Here is a 24,502-nt window from a genome sequence, read left to right on the forward strand (position 1 = left end):
GGCCGTACCATCCCTCGCAGGGCGGTTCGGGGTAGCGGGGAGCGGGTGTGGACGAGCAGGCGGCACGGATACCGGCGGCCGAGTACCGGATCGAGGACCTGGCGCACCACAGCGGCGCCACGGTCCGGACCATCCGCGCCTACCAGGACCGCGGGCTGCTGCCGAAGCCGGAGCGGCGCGGCCGGTCCAATGTGTACGGGGAGGCCCACCTGGCGCGGCTGCGGCAGATCGCCGACCTGCTGGACCGGGGCTACACGCTGGCGTCCATCAAGGAGCTGCTGGAGGCCTGGGACGCCGGCCGCGGCCTCGGCGGCGTCCTGGGGCTGGTCGCCGAGGTGCACGGGCCCTGGACGGATGAGGAGGCGGACCGGATCACACGGGCCGAGCTGGACGCCACCTTCGGCGGGACTCCGGACGAGGAGGCGGTGGAGGAGGCCATAGAGCTCGGCGTGCTGGAGCGCATCCCGGGGCGCGAGGACGAGTTCCTGGTACCGAGCCCCCAAGAGCTGGCGGTGGCGGCCGAGTTGTACGCCGCCGGCGTTCCGCTGCTGGCGATCTCCGGTCACCTCAGGGAACTTCGCGGTCAGGTGGAGCACATCGCCAACCGCTTCCTGGAGTTCACCATGGAGCACGTCTTCGCCCGCTACCTCGGCCACCGGCCGCCCACGGACGCGGACGCGTCGGAGGCGGCCGCCCTGGTACGACGCCTCCGGCCGCTCGCACAACAGACGGTGGACGCGGAACTGGCCCGCGCCATGCGGACGTTCGCCACCCGGCACCTCCAGCAGCACCTGTCGCCCGAGGGCGCTCCCCTGAAGGGCGACGAGACCACACAGGTGACACTGCCCGCCTCGACGATCCGGGCCGTGTGGAGCCTTGTTGGGCAGCGGAACGCGTCGGCGTTCATCGCCGCGGCGACCGAAAGGGAGGTGCAGGCAAGGACATTGGACGCACTTGCCTCAAGTAATGTGAAATCGGCAGAAGTCGACGAAGTGCCTTAAACGGCATGACCGTTGCCCACAGAATTGTCAATTAGCCTGTGGATAACCCGAGTTGTTTGTGGATCAAACCTGGTCACGGCAATTTCTGTGGCAAACCGGACGTGATGCCTGACACGCTGAAGGCATGAACGGTATGAACGGTATGAACGGTATGGGCGGCATGGACGGCATGGGCGGCATGGACGAAAGACGCACCGTGAAGGTGTCGAAGTACCTTTCGAAACACCTGCGCCACCAGCCCGAGCGGATCGGACTGGCCCTCGACCCCAACGGCTGGGTCGCCATCGACGACCTGCTGCGGGCGGCCGCCGAGCATGGCGTACGGATCAGCCGCGCCGAGCTGGAGCACGTCGTCGCCGTCAACGACAAGCGGCGCTTCACGATCGACGGTGACCGGATCCGCGCCAACCAGGGTCACACCGTCGACGTCGACCTGGGCCTGCCGCCCGCCGTCCCGCCCGCGTATCTGTACCACGGCACCGTCGCCCGCAACCTGCCCGCGATCCGGGCCGAGGGGCTGCGGCCCATGGCCCGCCACCACGTCCACCTGTCGCCCGACCGCGAGACCGCGACGCGCGTCGGCGCCCGCCGTGGCCGCCCGGTCGTGCTGTCCGTGGACGCCGCCGCCATGCACCGGGACGGCCATGTCTTCCACGTCAGCGCCAACGGGGTCTGGCTCACCGACGCCGTACCCCCCGCCTACCTGCGCTTCCCCGGCTGACCGCTGCTCGGGCCGGTCTCAGCGGAGCTGTGCCAGGGCCTCCGTGGCGATCCGCTCGAAGACCTCCTCGTCGGCGGCGAACATCGAGTCCGGCACCGGCGCGTGGATCACGATCTCGGTGAAGCCCAGTGCGAAGTAGCGGCCCGCGAAGTCCACGAAGGCGTCCAAGGACTCCAGCGGCCGGTCCGGCGTGAACCCGGTCAGCAGGATCTTGTCCAGCTCCGCCACGTCCCGGCCGGCATCCGCGCACGCCTTGCCGAGCTTGTCCATCTGCCCCAGCAGGGCAGCGCGTGAGTCCTCGGGCGTACCCGACTCCGACACCTTCGGGTCCCCGGTGGTCACCCACGCCTGCCCGTGCCGCGCCGCCAGCTTCAGCCCGCGCGGCCCCGTGGCGGCGACGGCGAACGGCAACCGCGGCCGCTGCACGCACCCGGGGACGTTCTGCGCCTCGCCCGCCGAGTAGAACGCCCCCTCATACGTCACCGACTCCTCCGTCAGCAGCCGGTCCAGCAGCGGCACGAACTCCGCGAACCGGTCCGCCCGCTCGCGCGGCGTCCACGCCTCCTGGCCCAGCGCCGTGGCGTCGAAGCCATTGCCCCCCGCACCGATGCCCAGCGTGATCCGGCCGCCGGAGATGTCGTCCAGCGAGATGAGCTCCTTGGCGAGCGTCACCGGATGCCGGAAGTTCGGCGAGGTCACCAGCGTGCCCAGCCGTATCCGCTCCGTCGCCGTGGCCGCCGCCGTCAGCGTCGGGATCGCGCCGAACCAGGGGCCGCCCCGGAACGGCACCCGCCACGAGAGGTGGTCGTAGGTGTACGCGGCGTGGAAGCCGAGCCGCTCGGCCCGCAGCCATGCGTCGCGGCCGCCGTCGTGCCAGCGGCGGTAGGGGAGGATCACAGTGCTCAGACGCATGGAACGAGCCTACGGTGCCCCACCGACAAGCCCTCCCTGGCTCAGATGTGCAGCTATCCGCACGCCCGTGCACCCCTGTACGGGACAATGGGGGCGTGACCTCAGCGATCTCTCCCCGACCACGGCCCACGGCCCATCGACGTCCCCGGCTGATCGCCACAGACCTGGACGGAACGCTCCTGCGCGACGACAAATCGGTCTCCGACCGGACGATCTCGGCGCTCGCCGCCGCCGAGGAGGCCGGTATCGAGGTCTTCTTCGTCACCGGCCGCCCCGCCCGCTGGATGGGCGTCGTCAGCGACCACGTCCATGGGCACGGCCTGGCGATCTGCGCCAACGGCGCCGCCGTCGTCGACCTGCACTCCGGCGGCCGGCTTCTGGAGGTCCGGCCACTGGAGCGGGAGACCGCCCTCCACGTCGTACGGACGCTCCGCCGCGAGGCGCCCGGCACCGCCTTCGCGGTCGAGCTCACCACCGGCTTCCACTACGAGCCCGACTACCCGCCCTTCTGGGTCGACCCGACCGCCACCATCGCCCCCGCCGAAAAGCTCCTGCACGAGGACGATCCGGGCTCCGGCGCGCCCGTGCTCAAACTGCTCGCCCACCACACCGACCTCACCCCGGACGGCTTCCTCGCCCTGGCCCGCGCGGCCGCCGGCGACCGCGCGAGCATCACCCGCTCCAGCCCCAGCGCCCTGCTGGAGATCAGCGGCCTGGGCGTCTCCAAGGCGAGCACGCTCGCGCTGTGCTGCGCCGAGCGCGGCATCTCCGCCGACGAGGTGGTGGCGTTCGGGGACATGCCGAACGACATCGAGATGCTGTCCTGGGCCGGCCGCTCCTACGCGATGGGCAACGCCCACCCGGACGTCGTGGCCGCCGCCTCCGGCCGGACCGTCGCCAACAACGACGACGGTGTCGCGCGCGTCATCGAGGACATCCTCGGCACGGCTCACTGACGGGACCGGCCCAGCCGGACCCCGGTTTCGCCGAGCCGGACCCCGTGCTCGCCCAGCCAGCGCACCGGGTCCACGGCCGAGCCCGTGTACGGCGTGATCCGCACCTCGAAGTGGAGGTGCGGTCCCGTCGAGTTGCCGGTGTTCCCGGACCGCCCGATCGGCTGCCCGGGTACGACCCGCTGGCCCGGGGACACGGCGGGCGCGGCGAGGTGCGCGTACTGCGAGTACCAGCCGCCCGCATGCCGCACCACCACCTGGATCCCGAACGCCCCGCCGCAGGTCACCGACTGCACCCGGCCCGCCCCGATCGACCGCACCGGGGTCCCGACGGCCACCGCGAAGTCCTGCCCCGTGTGCCGGTGCGCCCAGTGCGCGCCCGCCCGGTGGAAGCCGGCGGACAGGGCGTACTCCTCCACCGGCGCGACCCACCGGCGCCCACCGCCACCCCACCCACCGACCCGCGCACCCCCGGCACCGACCCGCGCACCGGCACCGGCACCGACCCGCGCACCGCCACCGTCCCCGGCACCGCCGACGCCCAGGGAGCCGGCCACACCGGAACCCCCCGCCGCGCCACCGGCCCCGGAACCCACCCCGGCCACACGACCGACACCGCTCGCACCCGCCGTACCCGCAGTACCCGCTGTACCCGGCGCACCCGCCGCGCCCGCCGCCGCCGGGGGTTCCGCCCGCACCGCGCCCCCGCACCGGCCCGCGGCCACCCGCCGGTCCGCCTCGGCCTGGAGCCGCCACTGGGCCCGCTCCAGCCGCGCCTCGACGCCCCGCCGGATGGCAGCCAACTGCCTCCTGCGTACGTCCAGGTCGTGCCAGGCCAGGCGGGCCTCCCTCTCGGCCCGCGCGAGGCGTCGTTCCGCCGCCCTGGTGCGCTCCATGAGACGGTTCACGACCCGGTCCGCCTGCCGGGCGAGCCCCGCCGCCCGCATCGCCTCCTCGGCGTCGTCGGCCAGCAGTAGCCGCGCCGTCAGGCCCAGTGAGCCGCCCGCCCGGTACTGCGCCCGGGCGACCTCGCCCATCCGGTCGTTCAGCACGGCCAGTTCGCGCCGCTTCAGGGCCAGCTCCCGCTGGAGCCGTCCGGCCACGACGCGCTGCGCCGCCGCCGCGCGCCGGCCCCGCTCGTACGTCTCGGTGGCCCGCGCGGCCTCGTCGTACAACCGGGCCACCTCCGCAGCCGCGCCACCGGGCCCGTCGGCGGCGGCCGCCGACGGGCCCGGGAGCAGGGCGAGGAGTACGGCCAGCGCCACGAGCACCATCCTGGGATGGTGGCGCCGGACGCGCCCGATGTCCGGCACCGCAGCGGTGTCGTACCGCCGACCGGCCCATCACCGTTCCGCCGACCGGCCTACGGCGCCACCCGGACGGCCCCAGGACGAGCGCCTACAGTGGCGCCTCCCAGACCACCGTCGTACCGCCGCCGTGCTCGCCGATCCCCGGCCCGCACCGGCTCGACCCGCCCAGCGACTCCGCCCGCCGCGCCAGGTTCCGCAAGCCGCTGCGCCGCCCGCCCTCGGGGAGGCCCACCCCGTCGTCCGCGACCGTCAGCCGCACGCCTTCCGTCCCGTCGGGGAGCTTCGCCGTGGCGTCCACGACGACCTCGATCCGCCGCGCGTGGGCGTGCCGGAACGCGTTGGACAGCGCCTCGCGCAGCGCGGCCACGAGGTTCTTGCCGGTGAGTTCGCCCACGCCGGTGTCGACGGGGCCGGTGAAGCGGTGCGCGGGGGTGAAGCCCAGCGGTACGGCCGCCATGTTGATCTCCCGCAGGACGCGGGTGCTGAGGCCCGACGGGGCCTCGGCCGGGCCCTGCTGGAGCGCGAAGACGGCCGTGCGGATCTCCTGGATGGTCACGTCCAGTTCGTCGACGGCCCGCTCCACTCCGGCCTGAACGGCGGGTTCGAGCGCGCCCCGCTGAGCGCCCTCCAGCATCATGCCGGTGGCGAACAGCCGCTGGATGACCAGGTCGTGCAGGTCGCGCGCGATACGGTCCCGGTCCTCGTAGACCGCCAGGCGCTCGCGGTCGCGCTGTGCCTCCGCCATCTTCAGCGCCACCGCGGCCTGGGAGGCGAACTGGGTGGCGAGGGTGCGTTCCGTCCCGGTGAACTGGCGGGCGCCCGGGGCGCGTGGTGTGGCGAGGGCGCCCAGGACCCGGCCGCCGCTCTGGAGCGGCAGCATCATGGTGGGCCCGTACGGCCGGGCCGGACCGGTGGTCATGCGGGGGTCGGTCGCCGCGTCGGTCATGAACACCGCCTCACCGGCGAGCAGCCGCTCGACGACGGGGCTCTCCGGCGGGATGACGACGCCCAGCGCGGTGGCCGGGTCGTCCGCGGAGACGGCGACGATCTCCAGGCCGCCGCTGCCGTCGGCGGCGGGCAGCAGCACGATCCCCGCGCACGCGTCGGCGAGTCTCCGGGCCTGTTCGGCGACGACCGACAGGGCCTCGTCGGCGTCCCCGCCGGACAGCAGCGCGGTGGTGACCGCCACCGAGCCGTCGATCCACCGCTCGCGCTGGCGGGCGGCCTCGTAGAGGCGGGCGTTGCCGATGGCGATCCCCGCCTCGGTGGCGAGGACGCGCACCATGTGGAGGTCGTCGTCGTTGAACTCGGCCCCGCCCCGCTTCTCGGTCAGGTAGAGGTTGCCGAAGATCTCGCCCTGGACGCGGATGGGTACGCCGAGGAAGGTGCGCATCGGGGGATGGCCGGGCGGGAAGCCCGCTGCGCGCGGGTCCGCCGTCAGATCGGCGAGCCGCATGGCCTCGGGGTGGTGGATGAGCGCGCCGAGCAGCCCCGCGTGGCCGTCGGGGCGGCGGCCGATCTGCCGCGCGACCTCGTCGGAGGCCCCGTACGTCACGAAGTCCGACAGCCCCTTGCCCTCCTCGTCGACGACGCCGATGGCGGCGTAGCGGGCGTCGGCGAGCTCGGCGGCGGTCTCGCAGATCCGGTCGAGCGTGGAGTGCGGTTCGAGCCCGGTACCGACGGACCGCATGGCTTCCAGCAGTTGTGGGACGCGGGCGGTCAGCTCGGTCGACAGCCCCCGCAGGCCGCGGGACGCCCGCGCCTCCGCTGCCGCTGCCGCTGCCGCTGCCGCATCGTGCCTCTGGTGGTCCGGTCGCTCGGGCGCGGTCATGCCCTGAGCGTAGTAAGTCCCATATAGGGAGAAAAGTCGGTTTACGCCGTCCCCTTCAGCAGCAGATCGGCTGCCCTCTCCCGCTCCAGCATGCGGCGCAGCGGACCGTCGGCGGCGGCCAGTTCGGCGTACGGGCCGCGCTGTACCGTGCGTCCGCCGTCCAGCACGACGACGTCGTCGACCGCGTCCAGGCCGTGCAGCCGGTGCGTGATCAGCACGGTCGTGCGGCCCTCGGTGGCCCGCAGCAGGTCGTCGGTGAGCGCGTCCGCCGTCGCCAGGTCCAGGTGCTCGGCGGGCTCGTCGAGGACCAGGACCGGGAAGTCGGCGAGCAACGCGCGGGCGAGGGCCAGGCGCTGGCGCTGGCCGCCGGAGAGCCGGGCGCCGTGCTCGCCGACGAGCGTGTCCAGGCCGTCGGGCAGCCCCTCCACCCACTCCAGCAGCCGGGCCCGGTCCAGCGCCGCGCGCAGCTCGTCGTCCCCGGCACCGGGCCGGGCCAGCCGGAGGTTCTCCCGGATGGAGCTGTCGAAGGTGTGCGCGTCCTGGGCGCACAGCCCCACCAGGCGGCGTACGTCGTCGCCGTCGAGCGCCACCGCGTCCACCCCGCCGATCCGGTACGTGCCGTCGCGGGCGTCCAGGAACCGCAGCAGCACCTGGGCGAGCGTCGTCTTGCCGGAGCCGGACGCCCCGACGACGGCGACCCGCCGGCCGGCCTCCAGCCGCAGGTCGAACGCCGCGAGCGCGTCGCCGCCCTGACCTGCGTACCGGGCGGTGAGCCCGCGCAGCTCCAGCGGGAAGGGGCTGTCGGGCGCCGGCTTGGGCTCACTCGGCTCGTGTACGGGGACGGGGGCGTCGAGCACCTCGTACACCCGCTCCGCGCTCCGCCGCACCCGCTGGCGGTACTGCACGGCCAGGGGGAGGCCGGTCACCGCCTCGAACGCGGCGAGCGGGGTGAGGACGACGACGGCCAGCGCCACGCCGTCGAGCCGCCCGTCGCGTACCGCCTGCACGCCCACCAGCGCGGCCGCCGCCACGGTCACCCCCGTGACCAGCGCGGTCAGCCCGCCGCCCAGGGCGGTGGCGGTGGCCTGGCGGGCGGCGATCCAGGTGAGGGCGCCGTCCGCCTCGCGCGCCCGGTCGATACGCCGCGCGAGGGCGCCCGCCACCGTCAGCTCGGCGCAGCCGCGCAGCAGGTCCACGACCCGGGTGGCGAGGGCACCGCGCGCCGGGGCGAGCCGCTGCTCGGCGCGGCGCGCGACGGCTCCGCCGGCCAGCGGCACGGCGACGCCCGCGACCAGGAGCCCGACCGCCAGGACCGCCCCGGCCTCGGGCAGCAGCCACGCGGTGAACCCGACGGCCCCGGCGCCGACCACGGCGGCGGTCCCCGCGGGCAGCAGCCACCGCAGCCAGTAGTCCTGGAGGGCGTCCACGTCGGAGACGAGCCGCGACAGCAGGTCGCCGCGGCGCGCCGTGCGCAGCCCGGCCGGCGCGATCCGCTCCAGTCCGCGGTAGACGGCGACCCGCAGTTCGGCGAGCGTCCGCAGCACGGCGTCGTGCGATACGAGCCGCTCGGCGTACCGGAACACGGCCCGCCCGATGCCGAACGCCCGGGTCGCCGTCACGGCCACCATCAGGTACAGCACGGGTGGCTGTTCGGAGGCCCGCGAGATCAGCCAGCCGGACACGGCCATGAGCCCCACGGCCGATCCGAGGGCGAGGCTGCCCAGCAGCAGCGCGAGAGCGAGCCGCCCCCGCAGGTCCCCTGCCATCGCCCGCACCCGTGCGAGCACCCGGCCGCCACGGCCGGAGTCCGCGAGCACCCCGCCCTCGCGGCCGGAGCCGGCGTCGGCGACATCGGGGGCGACGACATCGGCGTCGGCGTCGGCGTCGGCGTCGGCGACACCCGTCCCCGTCGCCCCCGGGTTCCCGCCGACGAGCCCGAACGCCGCTTCGAGCGCCTCCAGGCCGCGCGGTGCGCCCGCATCGGCACCGGCCGCCCCGCCGGGAACGGCCTCCCTCAGCGTGACGACCCGGTCGGCGACCGCCAGGAGCGCCGGGCGGTGGACGACGAGGAGCACCGTCCGCCCCTCGGCGAGGCGGCGCACCGCGTCCACCACGGCCGCCTCCGTCTCCCCGTCGAGCGCCGCCGTCGGCTCGTCCAGCAGAAGCAGCGGCCGGTCGGCCAGGAACGCCCGCGCCAGGGCCAGCCGTTGGCGCTGCCCCGCCGACAGTCCGGCGCCGTCCTCCCCGAGCACCGTCCCGGCGCCCTCGGGCAGCGCCGCCACGAACTCGGCCGCGCCCGCGTCCCGCAACGCCCGCGCGACCGCCTCGTCGTCCGCGTCCGGCCGGGCGAGGCGCACGTTCTCCGCGATGGTCCCGGCGAACAGGTACGGCCGCTGGGGCACCCACGCGATCCGCTCCCGCCACCGCTCCAGGTCCAGCGACCCGAGCTCCACGCCCCCGAGGCGCACCCGCCCGCTGCCCGCTTCCGGCTCGGCGAAGCCCAGCACCACATCCAGCAGCGTCGACTTGCCGGCCCCGCTCGCCCCGACCAGGGCCACCGTCTCGCCCGGTTCCACCACCAGCGACGCGCGGTCCAGCGACGGCTCGGCGCGCCCTGCGTGCCGTACGGTCACGTTCTCCAGCTCAAGCCGTACGGACGCGGGCACGGAAGCCCCGCCGCCTGCCCGGACCTGCGTCTCCAGAACGGCGAAGATCTCCTCCGCGGCCGCCAGCCCCTCCGCCGCCGCGTGGTACTGCGCACCGACCTGCCGCAGCGGCAGATACGCCTCGGGCGCCAGGATCAGGATCACCAGGCCCGTGTACAGGTCCAGGTCCCCGTGGACCAGCCGCATACCGACGCCGACCGCGACCAGGGCGACCGACAGCGTCGACAGCAACTCCAGCGCGAACGACGACAGGAAGGCGATCCGCAGCGTCCGCAGCGTGGCCTGCCGGTACTGCGAAGTGATCGCCCGGATCGACGCGGCCTGGGCCTTCGCCCGCCCGAACACCTTCAGCGTCGGCAACCCCGCCACCACGTCCAGGAAGTGCCCGGACAGCCGCGAGAGCAGTTTCCACTGCCGGTCCATCCGGGCCTGTGTGGCCCATCCGATGAGCACCATGAAGACCGGGATCAGCGGCAGCGTCCCGACGATGATCGCCGCCGACACCCAGTCCTCGGTGACGATCCGCGCCAGGACCGCCACCGGCACCACCACCGCCAGGCCGAGCTGCGGCAGATAGCGCGAGAAGTAGTCGTCGAGCGCGTCCACTCCCCGGGTGGCCAGCGCCACCAGCGACCCGGCCCGCTGCCCGCTCAGCCACCCCGGCCCCAGCTCGGCCGCCCGCTCCAGCAGCCGCCTTCGCAGCTCGGACTTCACCGCGGCGCTCGCGCGGTGGGCGGCCAGCTCGGTCAGCCACGACACAAGCGCCCGCCCGGCCGCCACAACGCCCAGCAGCACCAATGGCGTCCCCAGGTCCCCGACGTCCAGCCCCCGCTGGAAGGCACCCACCACCACCTCGGCGATGAGCATGGCCTGGGCGACGACCAGCGCCGCCCCGACGGCGCCCAGAGCCACCACCGCCGCCAGGAACAGACGGGTGGCCCGGGCGTATCGGAGCAGACGCGGGTCGATCGGTTTCACGTGAAACATCCCCTATTAGTGAGCGTCGGCGATGTGCTGGGTGCCGATGCGCTTGCGGAACACCCAGTACGTCCAGCCCTGGTACAGCATCACCAGCGGCGCGGCGATGACCGCCAGCCACGTCATGATCTTCAAGGTGTACGGGCTGGACGCCGAATTGCTGACGGTCAGGCTCCAGTCCGGGTCCAGCGAGGACGGCATGACGTTCGGGAAGAGCGTCAGGAAGAGCATCGCCACCGCGGCCGCGATCGTGACGCCCGACAGCGCGAACGACCACCCTTCGCGCCCCGCCTTGATGGCGAAGACCGCCACAACCAGCGCCACAGCGGCGATCACCATGGCCACCAGGCTCGCCCCGTCACCACGCGAGACCTGGAGCCACCCGAGGAAGGCGACGGCCAGCGCCATGGCGACCAGTCCCAGCATCAGCGCCAGTCGCCGCGCCCGTACCCGGATGTCCCCGACCGTCTTCAGCGCGGTGAACACCGCCCCGTGGAAGGTGAACAGGGTCAGCGTGACGAGCCCGCCCAGCAGCGCGAAGGGGTTGAACAGATCGAAGAGCGTGCCGACGTACTCCTTGGACGCGTCGATCGCCACACCCCGCACGATGTTGCCGAAGGCCACACCCCACAGGAACGCGGGGATCAGCGAGGTCCAGAAGATGGCCTGCTCCCAGTTGTGCTGCCACTTCTCCTCCGGGCGCTTGGCCCGGTACTCGAAGGCGACACCACGCACGATCAAGCAGACCAGGATGACCAGCAGCGGCAGGTAGAAGCCCGAGAAGAGCGTGGCGTACCAGTCCGGGAAGGCGGCGAACGTCGCCCCGCCGGCCGTGAGCAGCCACACCTCGTTGCCGTCCCAGACGGGTCCGATGGTGTTGATCAGCACCCGCTTCTCGACCCGGTTGCGGGCGAGGAGCTTGGTCAGGACGCCGACGCCGAAGTCGAAGCCCTCCAGGAAGAAGTAGCCGGTCCACAGGAAGGCGATGACGACGAACCAGATGTCGTGAAGTTCCATAACTCACCAGTCCTCAGTACGAAAAGGCCATCGGCCGGTCGACTTCACGCTCAGGGTTGTCCGGGTCCCGGTCGTGGCCGCCGATCCTGGTGGGCGGGTTGAGGTCGGACTCCGTCAGCTCGGGAGGCCCGGCCTTCACGTACTTCACGAGCAACTTCACCTCGATCACGGCGAGCACCGCGTACAGCGCCGTGAAGACGACCATCGAGGTGATCACCTCGGCCTGGGAGACACCGGGGGAGACCGCGTCACGGGTGCGAAGGACGCCGTACACGACCCACGGCTGGCGGCCCATCTCGGTGAAGATCCAGCCCCAGGAGTTCGCGATGAGCGGGAACGCCATCGTCCACAGCGCGACGAGCCAGTACAGACGACCCAGCTTGGGGCTGAGCGGCTTCTTGAACAGGACCAGGTTGGGCACCTCGTCCTCCCCGACCCGCAACCGCGCGGGCAGCAGGAACCGCTTCCGGGTCAGCCACAGCCCGAGCAGACCCAGCGAGAAGGACGCCATGCCGAAGCCGATCATCCACCGGAATCCCCAGTACGCCACGGGGATGTTGGGCCGGTAGTCACCGGGGCCGTACTTCTCCTGAAGCGCCTTGTTGGTGTCGTTGATGCCCGGCACATAGGACTCGAAGTCGCTGTGGGCGAGGAAGGACAACAGCCCGGGAATCTCCACCGCGACCTTGTTGTGGCCCTTGTCCACGTCCCCGACGGCGAAGACGGAGAACGGCGCCGGCTTCTCGCCCTCCCACAGCGCCTCCGCCGCGGCCATCTTCATCGGCTGCTGCTCGTACATGACCTTGCCGAGGAAGTCACCGCTGATCGCGGTGAACATGCCGCCGATCACCACGGTGACCAGACCGAGGCGCAGCGAGGTCTTCATCACCGGGACGTGCCGCTTGCGCACCAGGTGGAAGGCGGCGATGCCGACCATGAACGCGCCACCCGTCAGGAAAGCCGCGGACATGGTGTGGAAGACCTGCGTCAGCGTCGTGTTCTGGGTGAGCACGAGCCAGAAGTCGGTCAGCTCGGCGCGCCCGGTCTTCTCGTTGATCTTGTACCCGACCGGGTGCTGCATCCAGGAGTTGGCCGCCAGGATGAAGTACGCCGACAGGATCGTGCCGATCGACACCATCCATATGCAGGCCAGGTGGATCTTCTTCGGCAGCTTGTCCCAGCCGAAGATCCACAGGCCGATGAACGTCGACTCGAAGAAGAACGCGATCAGTGCCTCGAAGGCGAGCGGAGCCCCGAAGACGTCACCGACGAACCGCGAGTAGTCGGACCAGTTCATGCCGAACTGGAACTCCTGCACGATGCCGGTGACCACACCCATCGCGATGTTGATCAGGAACAGCTTCCCCCAGAACTTCGTCGCCCTGAGGTACTTCTCCTTCTCGGTCCGCACCCATGCCGTCTGGAGACCGGCGGTGAGTGCGGCGAGGGAGATCGTCAGGGGAACGAAGAGGAAGTGATAGACGGTCGTGATACCGAACTGCCACCGCGCCAGCGTCTCTGGCGCCAGAGCCAGGTCCACGTCAGCTTCTCCTTACGGCCTACGTCCTACGGTCCGGACGTCCTTGCGTCGCCTCGCCGATTCCGGTGGATCTTGGGAGGAACCAGGCGCGCTTGTGAATGCGTTCACAATCACAAGGTATTATGACTCAAACGAAATCCGTAGCCGAAACCGGGGGTCCCCTTCCGCGAAACTTCAACATCTTGTTGAATTTCGCGCATGCAGATACGTATCTCCTGGCCCGCCGGCCATATCACCGCGACCATCGACGAAACCCCCACCAGCAAGGCGCTCGCGGGGGTCCTCCCGATCAGCTCCACGGCCCACACCTGGGGCGAAGAGGTCTACTTCGAGACACCCGCCTCCCCGGCCCTGGAGCCCGACGCCCAGCAGGTCGTCGAGCCGGGCACGGTCGCCTTCTGGACCGAGGGCAACGCCCTCGCCCTCCCCTACGGCCCCACCCCCATCTCGCGCGGCGACGAATGCCGCCTGGCGAGCCCCTGCAACGTCCTCGGCCGCCTCGACGGCGACCCCCACGCCCTCGCCACGGTCCGCTCGGGCGACCCGATCCGCGTCGAACTCGCCTGACCCCCACCCCCGGCCCGCAGACGGCCGACGGCCGGGGCGGGGCCGTGCAATGTCGTCCCCGCAGAGGTTGGCGGCAAGGGGTGGGTTCCCCAGCGCGTGACCCAAGGCCGCCGGCCTCGAGGAGTCGAGCCCGGAGGGGCCACGCCCCACCACCCCCGCCCGCGCCGCACCCCCGGCGCCCGGGGCACCCACCCGCACGGCGCCCCACAAGCAGGCGCCCCACCCGCACGGGCCCTACAAGCAGACGCCCGACCCTCACGGCGCCCCACAAACAGGCGCCCCACCCGCCCGGGGCGCCCCCGCACGGGCGCCCCGCCATCCGTCGCCTAGAAGCGCTCCTTGCGGAACGCCTCCGCCGCCCGCAGGAAGATGTCGTTCGCCTCGCTCTCGCCGATCGTGATCCGAACGCCCTCCCCCGGGAAGCCCCGCACGACCACGCCCGCCTGCTCGCAGGCCGCCGCGAAGTCCACCGTGAGCTCACCGAGCCGCAGCCACACGAAGTTGGCCTGCGTCTCCGGGACGGTCCACCCCTGCTCGACGAGCCCCTGGTACACCCGCTGCCGCTCGCACACCAGCGAGCCCACGCGCCCCAGCAGCTCGTCCTCCGCACGCAGCGAGGCCACCGCCGCGTCCTGCGCGAGCTGGCTCACGCCGAACGGCACCGCCGTCTTGCGCAGGGCCGCGGCCACCGGCTCGTGGGCGACCGCGAAGCCGACCCGCAGCCCGGCGAGCCCGTACGCCTTGGAGAACGTGCGCAGCACGGCCACATTGGGGCGATCCCGGTAGATCTCCACGCCGTCCGGCACCTCCGCGTCCCGGATGAACTCCCGGTACGCCTCGTCGAGCACGACCAGCACGTCGGACGGCACCCGGTCGAGGAACCGCTCCAGCTCGGCCCGGCGCACCACGGTGCCGGTGGGGTTGTTGGGGTTGCAGACGAAGATCAGCCGGGTCCGGTCGGTGATCGCGTCGGCCATCGCGTCCAGGTCGTGGACGTCACCGGGGGTGAGCGGCACCTGCACCGGCGTCGCGCCGCTGACCTGGGTGATGATCGGGTACGCCTCGAAGGACCGCCAGGCGTAGATCACCTCGTCGCCGGGTCCGGAGGTGGCCTGGACGAGCTGCTGGGCCACGCCCACCGAGCCCGTACCGGTGGCCAGGTGCGACACGGGCACCCCGAAGCGCTCGGCGAGCTCGTTCATGAGGCCGGTGCACGCCATGTCCGGGTACCGGTTGAACGCCGCGGCAGCCGCCAGCGCGCTCTCCATGACACCGGGCAGCGGCGGGTAGGGGTTCTCGTTGGAGGACAGCTTGTACGCGACCGGCCCCTCGGCCGCGGCGGGCTTGCCCGGCTTGTAGGTGGGGATGCCGTCCAGCACGGCGCGCAGCTTCGGGCTCGTCTCGCTCACTCTGGTCCTCCTCGACCGTACGTACCACCAATACTGCTCACCATATGAGGATTCCGCCGCGCTGCGAATGGCCAATTTCCAGCTCGGAACCGACGAGGACCGACCGCGGACCGACGAGGACCGTCGAGGACCGACACGAGCCCGCCACAGCAGCGCCACTCCATGACCGCGCCACCGGCGCAATGACAGGGGGGAGCGCTCCCCCGTACGCCGCACGCCCCTGGCTCGCGCCGTGGCGCGCGTCCCCCGTAGAGGTGAGTTGAGACCTCATCGAGACATCGTCCATTTGGCAGGCCCATGCGCGCCGACAACTGGCGGCGCCATGTGAACCCCCGCAACTGCCTTGCTTTTCAAGGCAATTGTGGGGTGGCGACCGTGCAGAAACGTGCCTGTCAACGAGTGAATATGCGACCGGCTCAACCGCCCGCCCTCGCCCTACTATCGGCTCGCCATGACAGCAGCAGGGAAGCACCAGGTGAGCCGGGCACAGACCCGGGGAAGCCGGCAAGGGCGAGCGGGCATCCGGGACGTGGCCGCCGCAGCCGGGGTCTCCATCACGACTGTCTCCGACGCGCTCAACGGCAAGGGCCGGCTCCCGGACGCCACCCGCCGCCATGTCCGCGAGGTCGCCGACCGGCTGGGCTATCGCCCCTCCGCCGCGGCCCGCACGCTCCGTACCGGCAAGTCCGGCCTCATCGGCCTGACCGTGACGACCTACGGGGATGAACCTTTCACCTTCACCGAATTCGCGTACTTCGCCGAGATGGCCAGGGCCGCCACCTCCGCCGCGCTCGCCCGCGGCTACGCCCTGGTCATCCTGCCCGCCACCTCCCGCCATGACGTCTGGTCGAACGTCGCCCTCGACGGCACCGTCGTCATCGACCCCTCCGACCACGACCCGGTGGTCACCGAGCTGGTCCGCCAGGGCCTGCCCGTCGTCTCCGACGGCCGTCCGGCCGGCACCCTCCCCGTCACCGCCTGGGTCGACAACGACCACGAGGCCGCCGTCCTCGACCTGCTCGACCACCTCGCGGCCGCCGGCGCCCGCCGGATCGGCCTGCTCACCGGTACCTCCACCGACACGTACACGCGCCTGTCCACCACCGCCTACCTCAATTGGTGCGAGCGCGTCGGTCAGGACCCGGTCTACGAGGCCTACCCGGCCCACGACCCCTGCGCGGGTGCCGTCGCCGCCGACCGGCTGCTGGCCCGCCCCGACCGCCCCGACGCGGTGTACGGACTGTTCGACCCCAACGGCACCGACCTGCTGGCGGCGGCGCGGCGCTACGGGCTGCGCGTACCGGACGACCTGCTGCTGGTGTGCTGTAGCGAGTCGACCGTCTACGCCGCCACCGAGCCGCCCATCACCACGCTCTCCCTCAAGCCCCGCCGGATCGGTACCGCGGTCGTCCAACTGCTCATCGACGCCATCGAGGGCATCGACACCGACCGGCCCGTCGAGCAGGTGATACCGACGGAGCTGATCGTCCGGACGTCCTCACAGCGCCGCCCACCGCGGACGACCGTCAGCCCTCCCCGGTCCCCCTCGCAGGAGTGACCGGCGGAAAGCCCCGGTGAGCGGCCTGTCAGGCCAGGGCCAAACTTCCCCAATTGGGGGTGAATCGGCCGGTGAACCCAGGGTGCACCCGGATTCACCACCCCTGGTGCGTCACACAGCACAAGGCTCATTCCTATGATGGGCGGACGACACCGCGGACCGCCCCGACCAGGCCGGTCCGCCAGGTGTAGGGCGTCGCGACGGTGGTGGAGGGGTCGATGACTCAGGGGGCCGGTCAAGGACCCGTGGTGCGGACGGCGACGTTGCGCGACTTCCGCGTACCGCCGTACGCCCAGGTGCCCGTGCAGAGCCATGCCTCCCACCCGGGCGACCTCCACCCGGGCCACCCCCACTCCGGCAACGTCCACCCGGGCAACGCGTTCCCCGAGAGCGAGCTGCCCGAGGGGTACACGCCCACCGAACGCGACCTCCCGGTGATCAACCGTGGCGACACCGTGCAGGTGACCGTCTCCCCGGAGGCGCCGCCGTCCCCGGCCGCCGCCCCGGCGCCCGCTGCGGAGAACGGGCCGGGCCCGCTCTACGTGGTGGGCGACGTCCACGGGTACCTCGACGAGCTCCTCGCCGCCCTGCGTGAGCAGGGTCTCATCGACGGCGAGGGGCACTGGGCGGCCGGCAACGCCCGGCTCTGGTTCCTCGGTGACTTCACGGACCGCGGCCCCGACGGCATCGGCGTCATCGACCTCGTCATGCGGCTCTCCGCCGAGGCCGCCGCGGCCGGCGGCTACTGCAAGGCCCTGATGGGCAATCATGAACTGCTGCTGATCGGCGCCAAGCGGTTCGCCGACACGCCGGTCAACTCCGGCGCGGGCACCGCCACCTTCCAGGCCGCCTGGCTGCTCAACGGCGGCCAGAAGAGCGACATGGACCGCCTCCAGGACGTCCACCTCCAGTGGATGTCCCGCCTCGACGCCGTGGTGGAGGAGGACGGGCACCTGCTGGTGCACTCCGACACGACCGCCTACCTGGAGTACGGCTCCACGATCGAGGACGTCAACGACACCGTCCACGAGATCCTGACCCGCAACGACGCCGACGAGTGCTGGGACCTGTTCCGCAAGCTGACCAAGCGCTTCGCGTTCCGCGACGAGGGCGGGCCCCTGGCCGTGCAGGAGCTGCTGGCGGCCTACGGCGGTCGGCGCATCGTCCACGGCCACAGCCCGATTCCGTATCTGCTGGGCGAAGTGGGCTCCGAGGACGGCGAGGACGGCACGGGCCCGACGGTCGAAGGCCCGCACGTGTATGCGGACGGGCTGGCCATCGCCATGGACGGCGGTGTGACCATGGCCGGAAAGCTGCTGGTCGTCCAGCTCCCCCTGCCCAATTGAGACATAACGCAGCGCAGTCGGGCCAGGCGATTTCCGGAAATCCTCTGTCACCCCTTGCCGTAACCGCTCTACCATCGGTATTTCCGTAGCAGGCTCTCCTCCGTTTCTGCCCAACTGCCCGTTCTACGCGGGCAAACAGGCCCTACGGAGCATCGGGGGATGCACATGAAAAGCGCTCCGCACCTGCTGACCGAGGACCGCGCCGAGTACGAGCGCATCCTCGACGACGCGCTGCGCACCGCGCACGACCGTCCGGATCTCGCCGGGATCGGGCAGCGGCTCAACACCGAGCAGTTGCGCACCATGGCCCTGAACGCAACCGCGCTGATATCCGCGGCCGCCGCCGCGGAGTACGACCACTTCGTCAAGGTGCGTGAGGAGTCGCGCACCCCTGCCGGAGTGTCCGCCATCGGCTCCGTCCTGGGCTCGGGCGATGCCGAGACCGATACGGGCGCCGGCGTCGGTGTCATCGTCACCGTGCTGGCACCGGTTCTGGCGGGCACGGCCGCGCTCATCTTCCTGCTGGTCGGCTATGTGCTGAAGATGATCGACCCGGCCCCCGCCTTCGCCGACTCGCTGCTGGCGGCGGGCTGGTTCTTCGGGGCCGTGACGGCGGCCGGCATCCTGGCCGCCGCGATCGGCCTGCTGATCACGGCGCTGCGCAACAGTTCCACCCAGGTGCCGGCCCAGGAGCCGGGCGGCGAGTTGCCCGACGAGGTCTCCCGCGCCAGGGAGGCATGGCGGCACGCCCTGCTGGAGCGGGGGATCCTGCCGTTCCTGCGGGACGCCCTGGCCGACCCCAGTGCGGACCCCCTTTCAGGGGTGCCTCCGCGCCACGTCGGCCGGATCCCGAAGGTGGGCTACAGCGGGCCGGAGTTCTCCAGCCCGGGCGAGAGTGGTTCGGGTCCCCGCCCGACGTTCACCAGCCCCGACTTCACCAGCCCGGACTTCGGCGGCCCCGAGCACCAGCCGGACTGACCGAACCGACCGGCCGATGGAGCCCCCCGACGGGCCTGTTTCACGTGAAACGAACAGGTGTTTCACGTGAAACAGGCAGGCCCTCCATCGGCACGCGTCAGTCGGCCATCGGCAGGTAGACCCGATTGCCGGCCGCGGCGAACTCCTTGGACTTCTCCGCCATTCCGGCCTCGATCTCCTGCTCCTTGAGATCACCACCGTGCTCTCGCCGGATGTCCTGCGAGATCTTCATCGAGCAGAACTTCGGTCCGCACATGGAGCAGAAGTGCGCGGTCTTGGCCGGCTCGGCGGGCAGCGTCTCGTCGTGGAACTCACGCGCCGTGTCCGGGTCGAGAGCCAGGTTGAACTGGTCCTCCCACCGGAACTCGAACCGCGCGTCCGACAGGGCGTCGTCCCACTCCTGAGCGCCGGGGTGCCCCTTGGCCAGGTCCGCCGCGTGTGCGGCGATCTTGTAGGTGATCACACCGGTCTTCACGTCGTCCCGGTTGGGCAGGCCCAGGTGCTCCTTGGGCGTGACGTAGCAGAGCATCGCGGTCCCCCACCAGGCGATCATCGCCGCGCCGATGCCGGACGTGATGTGGTCGTAGGCCGGGGCGACGTCGGTGGTCAGCGGGCCGAGCGTGTAGAACGGCGCCTCCTCGCAGATCTCCTGCTGGAGGTCGATGTTCTCCTTGATCTTGTGCATCGGGACATGGCCCGGGCCCTCGATCATCGTCTGAACGTTGTGCCGCTTGGCGATCTGGTTCAGCTCACCCAGCGTGCGCAGCTCCGCGAACTGCGCCTCGTCGTTGGCGTCCGCGATCGAGCCGGGCCGCAGGCCGTCGCCGAGCGAGTACGTCACGTCGTACGCGGCGAGGATCTCGCAGAGCTCCTCGAAGTTCTCGTACAGGAACGACTCCTTGTGGTGCGCCAGGCACCACGCGGCCATGATCGAGCCGCCGCGCGAGACGATGCCGGTCTTGCGGCGCGCGGTGAGCGGCACGTACCGCAGCAGCACACCCGCGTGGACCGTCATGTAGTCGACGCCCTGCTCGGCCTGCTCGATGACGGTGTCCTTGTAGATCTCCCAGGTCAGTTCCTCGGCCTTGCCGTCGACCTTCTCCAGCGCCTGGTACAGCGGGACGGTGCCGATCGGCACGGGGGAGTTGCGCAGCACCCACTCGCGGGTGGTGTGGATGTTGCGGCCCGTGGAGAGGTCCATGACCGTGTCGGCGCCCCAGCGGGTGGCCCAGGTCATCTTCTCCACCTCCTCCTCGATGGAGGAGGTGACCGCCGAGTTGCCGATGTTGGCGTTGACCTTCACCAGGAACCGCTTGCCGATGATCATCGGCTCGATCTCCGGGTGGTTGACGTTGGCCGGGAGGACCGCGCGGCCGGCCGCGATCTCCTCGCGTACGACCTCGGGGGAGACGTTCTCGCGGATCGCGACGTACTCCATCTCCGGCGTGATCTCGCCCCGGCGGGCGTACGCGAGCTGCGTCACCGCCTGCCCGTCGCGGCCCCGGCGGGGCTGGCGCGGGCGGCCCGGGAAGACGGCGTCGAGGTTGCGCAGCCCCCCGCGAGGCGAGGTGTGCTTGATCCCGTCGTCCTCGGGGCGGACGGGGCGGCCGGCGTACTCCTCGGTGTCGCCACGGCCGATGATCCAGCTCTCCCGCAGCGGCGGCAGGCCACGGCGTACATCGGTCTCGACATTCGGATCGGTGTACGGCCCCGACGTGTCGTACAGCGTCACGTCCTTGCCGTTGGTGAGGTGCACCTTGCGGACCGGCACCCGGAGGTCGGGGCGTGAGCCCTCGATGTACCCCTTGTGCCATCCGATGGACTTCCCGGCCTCGTCGTTCTGGTTCGAGGCAGGCGTGCGTGCGTCCTGAACGGTCATGATGACCTACTCCCTACGCCGGCATTACCCGGTAACAGGTTCGGCGGTCGACGCAGCGGTTTCCGTACCCCTCGTACGGATGTCAGCGCCCTCTCAGCCCGGTGCTCCGAGCTCCCGCGTGTGCAAAGGTGCCACCACGCTAGCGCCATCTCGGCCACGCTGAACAGAGGGCCCCGGTCGTTCTTGCGATGATCGGTCGGTGACTTCCTCGCAGCAGTCCCCCGAACCGACCGGACACGCACATGGTCATACCCATAGCCATGCCCACAGCCACGGCCCAGCCGCGCCCGTCTCCAAGCACCTGCGGAAGGTCATCGCCGCCGTCCTGATCCCCTTCGCCACGGCCGTGCTGGTCGGCCTCGCCGTGCTGTGGCCCGGCGGCGCGCCCGAGCACGAGCGCACCGGCGTCGGCTTCGACCGGCAGACCGAGCAGGGCACGGTGGTCCAGGTCGAGAAGGTGGACTGCCGGGACGTGAACGCCGCACAGGTCCCGCCGACCGGCGACACGACCACGCCCGAGGGCCGCGAGGCGGTCAACGCGCAGCAGGGGCAGTGCGCGAAGGCGACGGTCGAGGTCACGACCGGCAAGGACAAGGGCCGCAAGTTCGTCGAGATCGTGCAGCCGGACGCGCCGCGCCAACTGGAGGAGGGCCAGGGAGTGGTGGTGGCCTACGCCCCCGACGCCCCGCGCGACCTGCAGTATTCGGTGACCGATGTGAACCGCAAGATGCCGATGCTGCTGCTCGCCGGGATCTTCGCGCTGGCGGTGGTGGCCGTCGGCCGGATGCGTGGCGTGATGGCGCTGGTCGCCCTGGCGGTGAGCTTCGCGGTGCTGACCCTGTTCATCCTGCCCGCCATCCTCCAGGGCTCGAACCCGCTGATCGTGGCGGTGGTCGGGTCGAGCGCCATCATGCTGATCGCGCTCTACAGTTGCCACGGCCTGACCGCACGCACCTCGGTGGCCGTGCTGGGCACGCTGATCTCGCTGCTGCTGATCGGCCTGCTCGGCTCCCTGTTCATCGGCTGGGCCTCGCTGACCGGCAACACCGACGACAACACGGGCCTCATCCACGGCCTCTACCCGAACATCGACATGTCCGGCCTGCTGCTGGCCGGTGTCATCATCGGTTCGCTCGGTGTGCTCGACGACGTGACGGTGACCCAGACGTCGGCGGTGTGGGAACTGCACCAGGCGGACCCGAGGATGGGGCCGCGCGCCCTGTACCGGGCCGGCATCCGGATCGGCCGCGACCACATCGCCTCGGTGGTGAACACGCTGGTGCTCGCCTACGCGGGTGCGGCACTCCCCCTGCTGCTGCTGTTCTCGATCGCGCAGAGCAGCGTGGGGACGGTCGCCAACAGCGAACTGGTCGCGGAAGAAATCGTGCGGACTTTGGTGGGTTCCATCGGTCTGGTGGCCTCGGTCCCGGTGACCACCGCGCTGGCCGCCCTGGTCGTCTCGGCCGACCGGCCGGGTGCCGAGGCCCCCGCGGCGGCGCGCGCCGGGGGACGGGGCCGGCGACGTAAGCGGTAGCCACCGGGAGCGGTCAGCCGGCGTTCTCCTCGGCGAGGATCCGGCCGAGCGCTTCCTCCAGGTGGTCCTCGAAATCACCGAGCGTGCGCTCCTGCCCCAGCGGCACCAGCTTGTCGGTGCGGTCGAGGAAGGCCACCAGGGGCGGCGCGCTGGACCGGAACACCGCACGGTCGCCACCGACCTGGAGCCGGATGCTGACGTCCGACAGGTCCTCGGGCCCGGTCGGCGTGATGTGCACATCGCCGTCACCGGTCGGCCCGTTGATGCCGTCCACCAGCAGTTCCCTGCCGAATGCCCACGTCACCGGCGTATCGCCGGGCAGGTGGAACGTCATCCGGACCGCGAACGGGTCCCTCGTCTCGTACCCCAGCTCGACCGGAATCCTGAAGGAAAGCTCCTCGGAGACGACGAAGCTCATCAGGACTTCGGCCTGAACCGACTCGCGCATCATGTACCCCGCAGTGGATGAAGCAGTGGTGAACAACAGCAGATGAAGATCGGTGAGAAAGCGGCTGGAAAATCGGCCGGGAATGATCGGCGCCTGACCTCTTGACGCCATCGTCCTGTACGCGCTACAGGATCACAAGGAGTGAGTTTTCAGATACTGATAGAGAACACGAGTGAGCTGAAGAGCCTCCCCACCTCCTTGCGCAGCCGGTCGACCGCCGGCAGCAACCGTTGTTCCTGGTGGGAGGGCACGGAAATGGCCATCGTGGCGGCGGTGGAGCCCGCGGTGATGGGGATGGCCGCGCAGACAGTGCCGAGCGCGTACTCCTGACGCTCGACGACCGGCTGCATCCGTTCCGTGTTCTTGAGCCGTTCCAGCAGCGTCCGCCCGTCACGGACGGTGTACGGGGTGATCGCCTGCACGGGGTGGCGGTCCAGGTGGTCCCGGCGGGCCCGGTCGTCGAGCTGGCTCAGCAGGCACTGGCCGATGGCGTGGGCGTGCCCGGTCTCGCGGAAGTCCGCCCACTCGTCCACGGCGGGGGCCGCCGGAGTGTCGGAGACCGAGATCAGCTCGATCTCCCCGTCGCGGTAGACCGCGAAGTACACGGGAACGCCGATCACGTCGCGCCAGTGCGCGAGCGAACTCTCGATCTTGCTGCGACGATTCTGCAGAGCTCCGCCGCCCGCCAGCCGCGCTGCCGCCTCACCGAGCAGGAACACCCCGTTCTCCCGGCGCAGATAGCCCTCGTGCGTCAGGGTCCGCAGCAGGTGATAGGCGGTGGGCAGCGGCAGCCCCGTCTCGCGCGCCAACTGCTTGGCGGGGGCACCGTCGGCATGGGATCCCACCGCCTCCAGCAGCCTCAGCGCCCGCTGCACGGAACCGATCAGCGTGGGGGAAGGCGTGGGGGAAGGCGTCGTGGAAGGGACAGGGGTACGGGTGGGAGGGGAATGCGGTGCCGTGGCCAAAGGTCACCCCCAGGCGTTTCGCCCATTCAGTCGTACAAACCGCTGGTAGGGCGTTCGTAAACCCCTTGATTCCAAGGCCAGCGGAGGCTTGCCACTCTAATGGCAGCCTCCGTTCGGGGTGAGGTTTCGCCGGTGCCGTTCCCCCGCCCGGGCTAACACCCGGGCGGACGGCCGGACGAATGGCCGGGAGAACTCACCAGTCGCTCCGGGACGACGAAGAGGACATGAACTTCCGTACGACATAAATGAGTCCACCGACCAGAACGGCGAACACCAGCACCTTGAACAGCAGACCGATCAGCACACTGATCACGGTCCCGATGAGGCTCCCGAAGACCACCAGGGCGATGACGGGTATGGCGATCCACTTAACCCACCAGGGCATCCCTGTGAGAATTTCCCGTACCGCCGCCATTGTCCCTACCTCATCTCTGGTGACATTTCCTACCGTTGGACACCTTCGATGCTAGGTGCCGGGAGCTGGCCGCGGGCGCTCCGCGGCCCCCGCTCTCCCCTGATCCTCCCCCTAGGGAACCCGGACCCCGCCGGGCGCCCGCCGTCAGCTCTCCGGAGGAGAGAAGACCACCATCACCCGCAGGTCCTCGGTGATGTGGTGGAACTTGTGCGGGACGCCGGCCGGCACGTACACCACGCTGCCCCGCCCCACCTGTGTCGTCTCCATCCCCACCGTGATCGACGCGCGCCCGCTGACGACGAAGTAGACCTCGTCCTCCTTGTGCGGCTGCTGCGGATCGAGCTGCCCGGCGTCGAGCGCGTACAGGCCCACCGACATGTTCCGCTCCCGAAGGAACTGCAGATACGCGCCGTCATTGGCGACGCGCTCCGCCTCCAGCTCATCCAGTCGGAATGCCTTCATCGCCCGTCCGCC

The 24,502-nt window shown here is 71.2% G+C and carries 20 protein-coding genes; 8 read left to right on the top strand and 12 right to left on the bottom strand.

Annotated features, from left to right (window positions below; genetic code table 11):
• Positions 1-47: 47 nt before the first annotated feature.
• Positions 48-1,001, top strand: coding sequence for a MerR family transcriptional regulator (locus ACZ46W_RS16055; RefSeq protein ID WP_468337445.1), 954 nt, complete (start codon positions 48-50; stop codon positions 999-1,001).
• 178 nt (positions 1,002-1,179) lie between these two features.
• Complete coding sequence (locus tag ACZ46W_RS16060; RefSeq protein ID WP_468338761.1) at positions 1,180-1,722, top strand: RNA 2'-phosphotransferase; 543 nt, start codon at positions 1,180-1,182, stop codon at positions 1,720-1,722.
• Positions 1,723-1,740: 18 nt separating this feature from the next.
• Here the strand turns inward: ACZ46W_RS16060 and ACZ46W_RS16065 are convergent, their stop codons facing one another.
• Entirely contained in the window at positions 1,741-2,634 is an 894-nt protein-coding gene (locus ACZ46W_RS16065) for an LLM class flavin-dependent oxidoreductase (protein ID WP_468337448.1), read from the bottom strand.
• Between the two features lie 95 nt (positions 2,635-2,729).
• Here ACZ46W_RS16065 and ACZ46W_RS16070 point away from each other — a divergent pair, with 95 nt between their 5' ends.
• A complete protein-coding gene (locus ACZ46W_RS16070; protein WP_468337451.1) occupies positions 2,730-3,590 on the top strand; it encodes a Cof-type HAD-IIB family hydrolase in 861 nt (286 codons plus the stop codon).
• Here ACZ46W_RS16070 and ACZ46W_RS16075 read toward each other — a convergent pair.
• From ACZ46W_RS16075 to ACZ46W_RS16095, 5 genes are all read right to left on the bottom strand, one after another.
• The gene (locus tag ACZ46W_RS16075) at positions 3,584-4,861 is read right to left on the bottom strand and encodes a peptidoglycan DD-metalloendopeptidase family protein (RefSeq protein WP_468337454.1); all 1,278 of its coding nucleotides are present in this window, start codon (positions 4,859-4,861) and stop codon (positions 3,584-3,586) included. The genes ACZ46W_RS16070 and ACZ46W_RS16075 overlap by 7 nt on opposite strands.
• 124 nt (positions 4,862-4,985) lie before the next feature.
• Positions 4,986-6,728 (bottom strand): sensor histidine kinase, encoded by a 1,743-nt coding sequence (locus ACZ46W_RS16080; RefSeq protein ID WP_468337457.1) that lies wholly within the window; start codon positions 6,726-6,728, stop codon positions 4,986-4,988.
• A gap of 41 nt (positions 6,729-6,769) precedes the next feature.
• On the bottom strand, positions 6,770-10,372 hold the full coding sequence (cydD, locus tag ACZ46W_RS16085) for a thiol reductant ABC exporter subunit CydD (protein ID WP_468337460.1): 3,603 nt from the start codon (positions 10,370-10,372) through the stop codon (positions 6,770-6,772).
• Positions 10,373-10,387: 15 nt separating this feature from the next.
• The gene (gene cydB, locus ACZ46W_RS16090) at positions 10,388-11,389 is read right to left on the bottom strand and encodes a cytochrome d ubiquinol oxidase subunit II (RefSeq protein ID WP_468337463.1); all 1,002 of its coding nucleotides are present in this window, start codon (positions 11,387-11,389) and stop codon (positions 10,388-10,390) included.
• 13 nt (positions 11,390-11,402) lie between these two features.
• The gene (locus tag ACZ46W_RS16095) at positions 11,403-12,929 is read right to left on the bottom strand and encodes a cytochrome ubiquinol oxidase subunit I (protein ID WP_366127960.1); all 1,527 of its coding nucleotides are present in this window, start codon (positions 12,927-12,929) and stop codon (positions 11,403-11,405) included.
• 198 nt (positions 12,930-13,127) lie between these two features.
• Here ACZ46W_RS16095 and ACZ46W_RS16100 point away from each other — a divergent pair, with 198 nt between their 5' ends.
• The gene (locus tag ACZ46W_RS16100) at positions 13,128-13,496 is read left to right on the top strand and encodes a cyclophilin-like fold protein (protein ID WP_468337466.1); all 369 of its coding nucleotides are present in this window, start codon (positions 13,128-13,130) and stop codon (positions 13,494-13,496) included.
• 326 nt (positions 13,497-13,822) lie between these two features.
• Here the strand turns inward: ACZ46W_RS16100 and hisC are convergent, their stop codons facing one another.
• Positions 13,823-14,905 carry a histidinol-phosphate transaminase gene (gene hisC, locus ACZ46W_RS16105; protein WP_468337469.1) on the bottom strand — a complete coding sequence of 361 codons (1,083 nt, stop codon included), beginning with the start codon at positions 14,903-14,905 and terminating at the stop codon, positions 13,823-13,825.
• A 451-nt stretch (positions 14,906-15,356) separates the two neighbouring features.
• On the opposite strand from hisC, the gene ACZ46W_RS16110 reads away from it, so the two are divergent.
• From ACZ46W_RS16110 to ACZ46W_RS16120, 3 genes are all read left to right on the top strand, one after another.
• A complete protein-coding gene (locus tag ACZ46W_RS16110; protein ID WP_366127963.1) occupies positions 15,357-16,463 on the top strand; it encodes a LacI family DNA-binding transcriptional regulator in 1,107 nt (368 codons plus the stop codon).
• Between the two features lie 203 nt (positions 16,464-16,666).
• Positions 16,667-17,809 (top strand): metallophosphoesterase, encoded by a 1,143-nt coding sequence (locus ACZ46W_RS16115; RefSeq protein WP_468337472.1) that lies wholly within the window; start codon positions 16,667-16,669, stop codon positions 17,807-17,809.
• A gap of 159 nt (positions 17,810-17,968) precedes the next feature.
• Positions 17,969-18,787, top strand: a complete 819-nt coding sequence (locus ACZ46W_RS16120; protein WP_468337475.1) for a hypothetical protein — start codon at positions 17,969-17,971, stop codon at positions 18,785-18,787.
• A 97-nt stretch (positions 18,788-18,884) separates the two neighbouring features.
• On the opposite strand, the gene thiC is transcribed toward ACZ46W_RS16120, so the two are convergent.
• Positions 18,885-20,666: a phosphomethylpyrimidine synthase ThiC gene (thiC, locus tag ACZ46W_RS16125; RefSeq protein ID WP_468337478.1), complete on the bottom strand. Its 1,782-nt coding sequence runs from the start codon at positions 20,664-20,666 to the stop codon at positions 18,885-18,887.
• Positions 20,667-20,865: 199 nt separating this feature from the next.
• On the opposite strand from thiC, the gene ACZ46W_RS16130 reads away from it, so the two are divergent.
• Complete coding sequence (locus tag ACZ46W_RS16130; protein ID WP_468337481.1) at positions 20,866-22,200, top strand: YibE/F family protein; 1,335 nt, start codon at positions 20,866-20,868, stop codon at positions 22,198-22,200.
• A 13-nt stretch (positions 22,201-22,213) separates the two neighbouring features.
• Here the strand turns inward: ACZ46W_RS16130 and ACZ46W_RS16135 are convergent, their stop codons facing one another.
• The 4 genes from ACZ46W_RS16135 to ACZ46W_RS16150 all read right to left on the bottom strand — a co-directional run bounded on the left by ACZ46W_RS16135 (position 22,214) and on the right by ACZ46W_RS16150 (position 24,490).
• Positions 22,214-22,648 (bottom strand): SsgA family sporulation/cell division regulator, encoded by a 435-nt coding sequence (locus tag ACZ46W_RS16135; protein ID WP_366128505.1) that lies wholly within the window; start codon positions 22,646-22,648, stop codon positions 22,214-22,216.
• 149 nt (positions 22,649-22,797) lie between these two features.
• Positions 22,798-23,535 carry an IclR family transcriptional regulator gene (locus ACZ46W_RS16140; RefSeq protein WP_468338764.1) on the bottom strand — a complete coding sequence of 246 codons (738 nt, stop codon included), beginning with the start codon at positions 23,533-23,535 and terminating at the stop codon, positions 22,798-22,800.
• 271 nt (positions 23,536-23,806) lie between these two features.
• Positions 23,807-24,028, bottom strand: coding sequence for a DUF5326 family protein (locus tag ACZ46W_RS16145; RefSeq protein WP_468337483.1), 222 nt, complete (start codon positions 24,026-24,028; stop codon positions 23,807-23,809).
• A 144-nt stretch (positions 24,029-24,172) separates the two neighbouring features.
• On the bottom strand, positions 24,173-24,490 hold the full coding sequence (locus tag ACZ46W_RS16150) for a cupin domain-containing protein (protein ID WP_351815522.1): 318 nt from the start codon (positions 24,488-24,490) through the stop codon (positions 24,173-24,175).
• Positions 24,491-24,502: the final 12 nt, after the last annotated feature.

This window comes from Streptomyces sp. NPDC031064, from assembly GCF_055570965.1.

Bases quoted from the DNA above. Each gene is read 5' to 3' on its own strand.
- ACZ46W_RS16060 (WP_468338761.1), top strand. From the start codon at position 1,180: ATGGACGAAAGACGCACCGTGAAGGTGTCGAAGTACCTTTCGAAACAC.
- ACZ46W_RS16065 (WP_468337448.1), bottom strand. From the start codon at position 2,634: ATGCGTCTGAGCACTGTGATCCTCCCCTACCGCCGCTGGCACGACGGC.
- ACZ46W_RS16075 (WP_468337454.1), bottom strand. From the start codon at position 4,861: ATGGTGCTCGTGGCGCTGGCCGTACTCCTCGCCCTGCTCCCGGGCCCG.
- ACZ46W_RS16080 (WP_468337457.1), bottom strand. From the start codon at position 6,728: ATGACCGCGCCCGAGCGACCGGACCACCAGAGGCACGATGCGGCAGCG.
- cydB (WP_468337463.1), bottom strand. From the start codon at position 11,389: ATGGAACTTCACGACATCTGGTTCGTCGTCATCGCCTTCCTGTGGACC.
- ACZ46W_RS16100 (WP_468337466.1), top strand. From the start codon at position 13,128: ATGCAGATACGTATCTCCTGGCCCGCCGGCCATATCACCGCGACCATC.
- ACZ46W_RS16110 (WP_366127963.1), top strand. From the start codon at position 15,357: ATGACAGCAGCAGGGAAGCACCAGGTGAGCCGGGCACAGACCCGGGGA.
- ACZ46W_RS16120 (WP_468337475.1), top strand. From the start codon at position 17,969: ATGCACATGAAAAGCGCTCCGCACCTGCTGACCGAGGACCGCGCCGAG.
- thiC (WP_468337478.1), bottom strand. From the start codon at position 20,666: ATGACCGTTCAGGACGCACGCACGCCTGCCTCGAACCAGAACGACGAG.
- ACZ46W_RS16135 (WP_366128505.1), bottom strand. From the start codon at position 22,648: ATGCGCGAGTCGGTTCAGGCCGAAGTCCTGATGAGCTTCGTCGTCTCC.
- ACZ46W_RS16145 (WP_468337483.1), bottom strand. From the start codon at position 24,028: ATGGCGGCGGTACGGGAAATTCTCACAGGGATGCCCTGGTGGGTTAAG.
- ACZ46W_RS16150 (WP_351815522.1), bottom strand. From the start codon at position 24,490: ATGAAGGCATTCCGACTGGATGAGCTGGAGGCGGAGCGCGTCGCCAAT.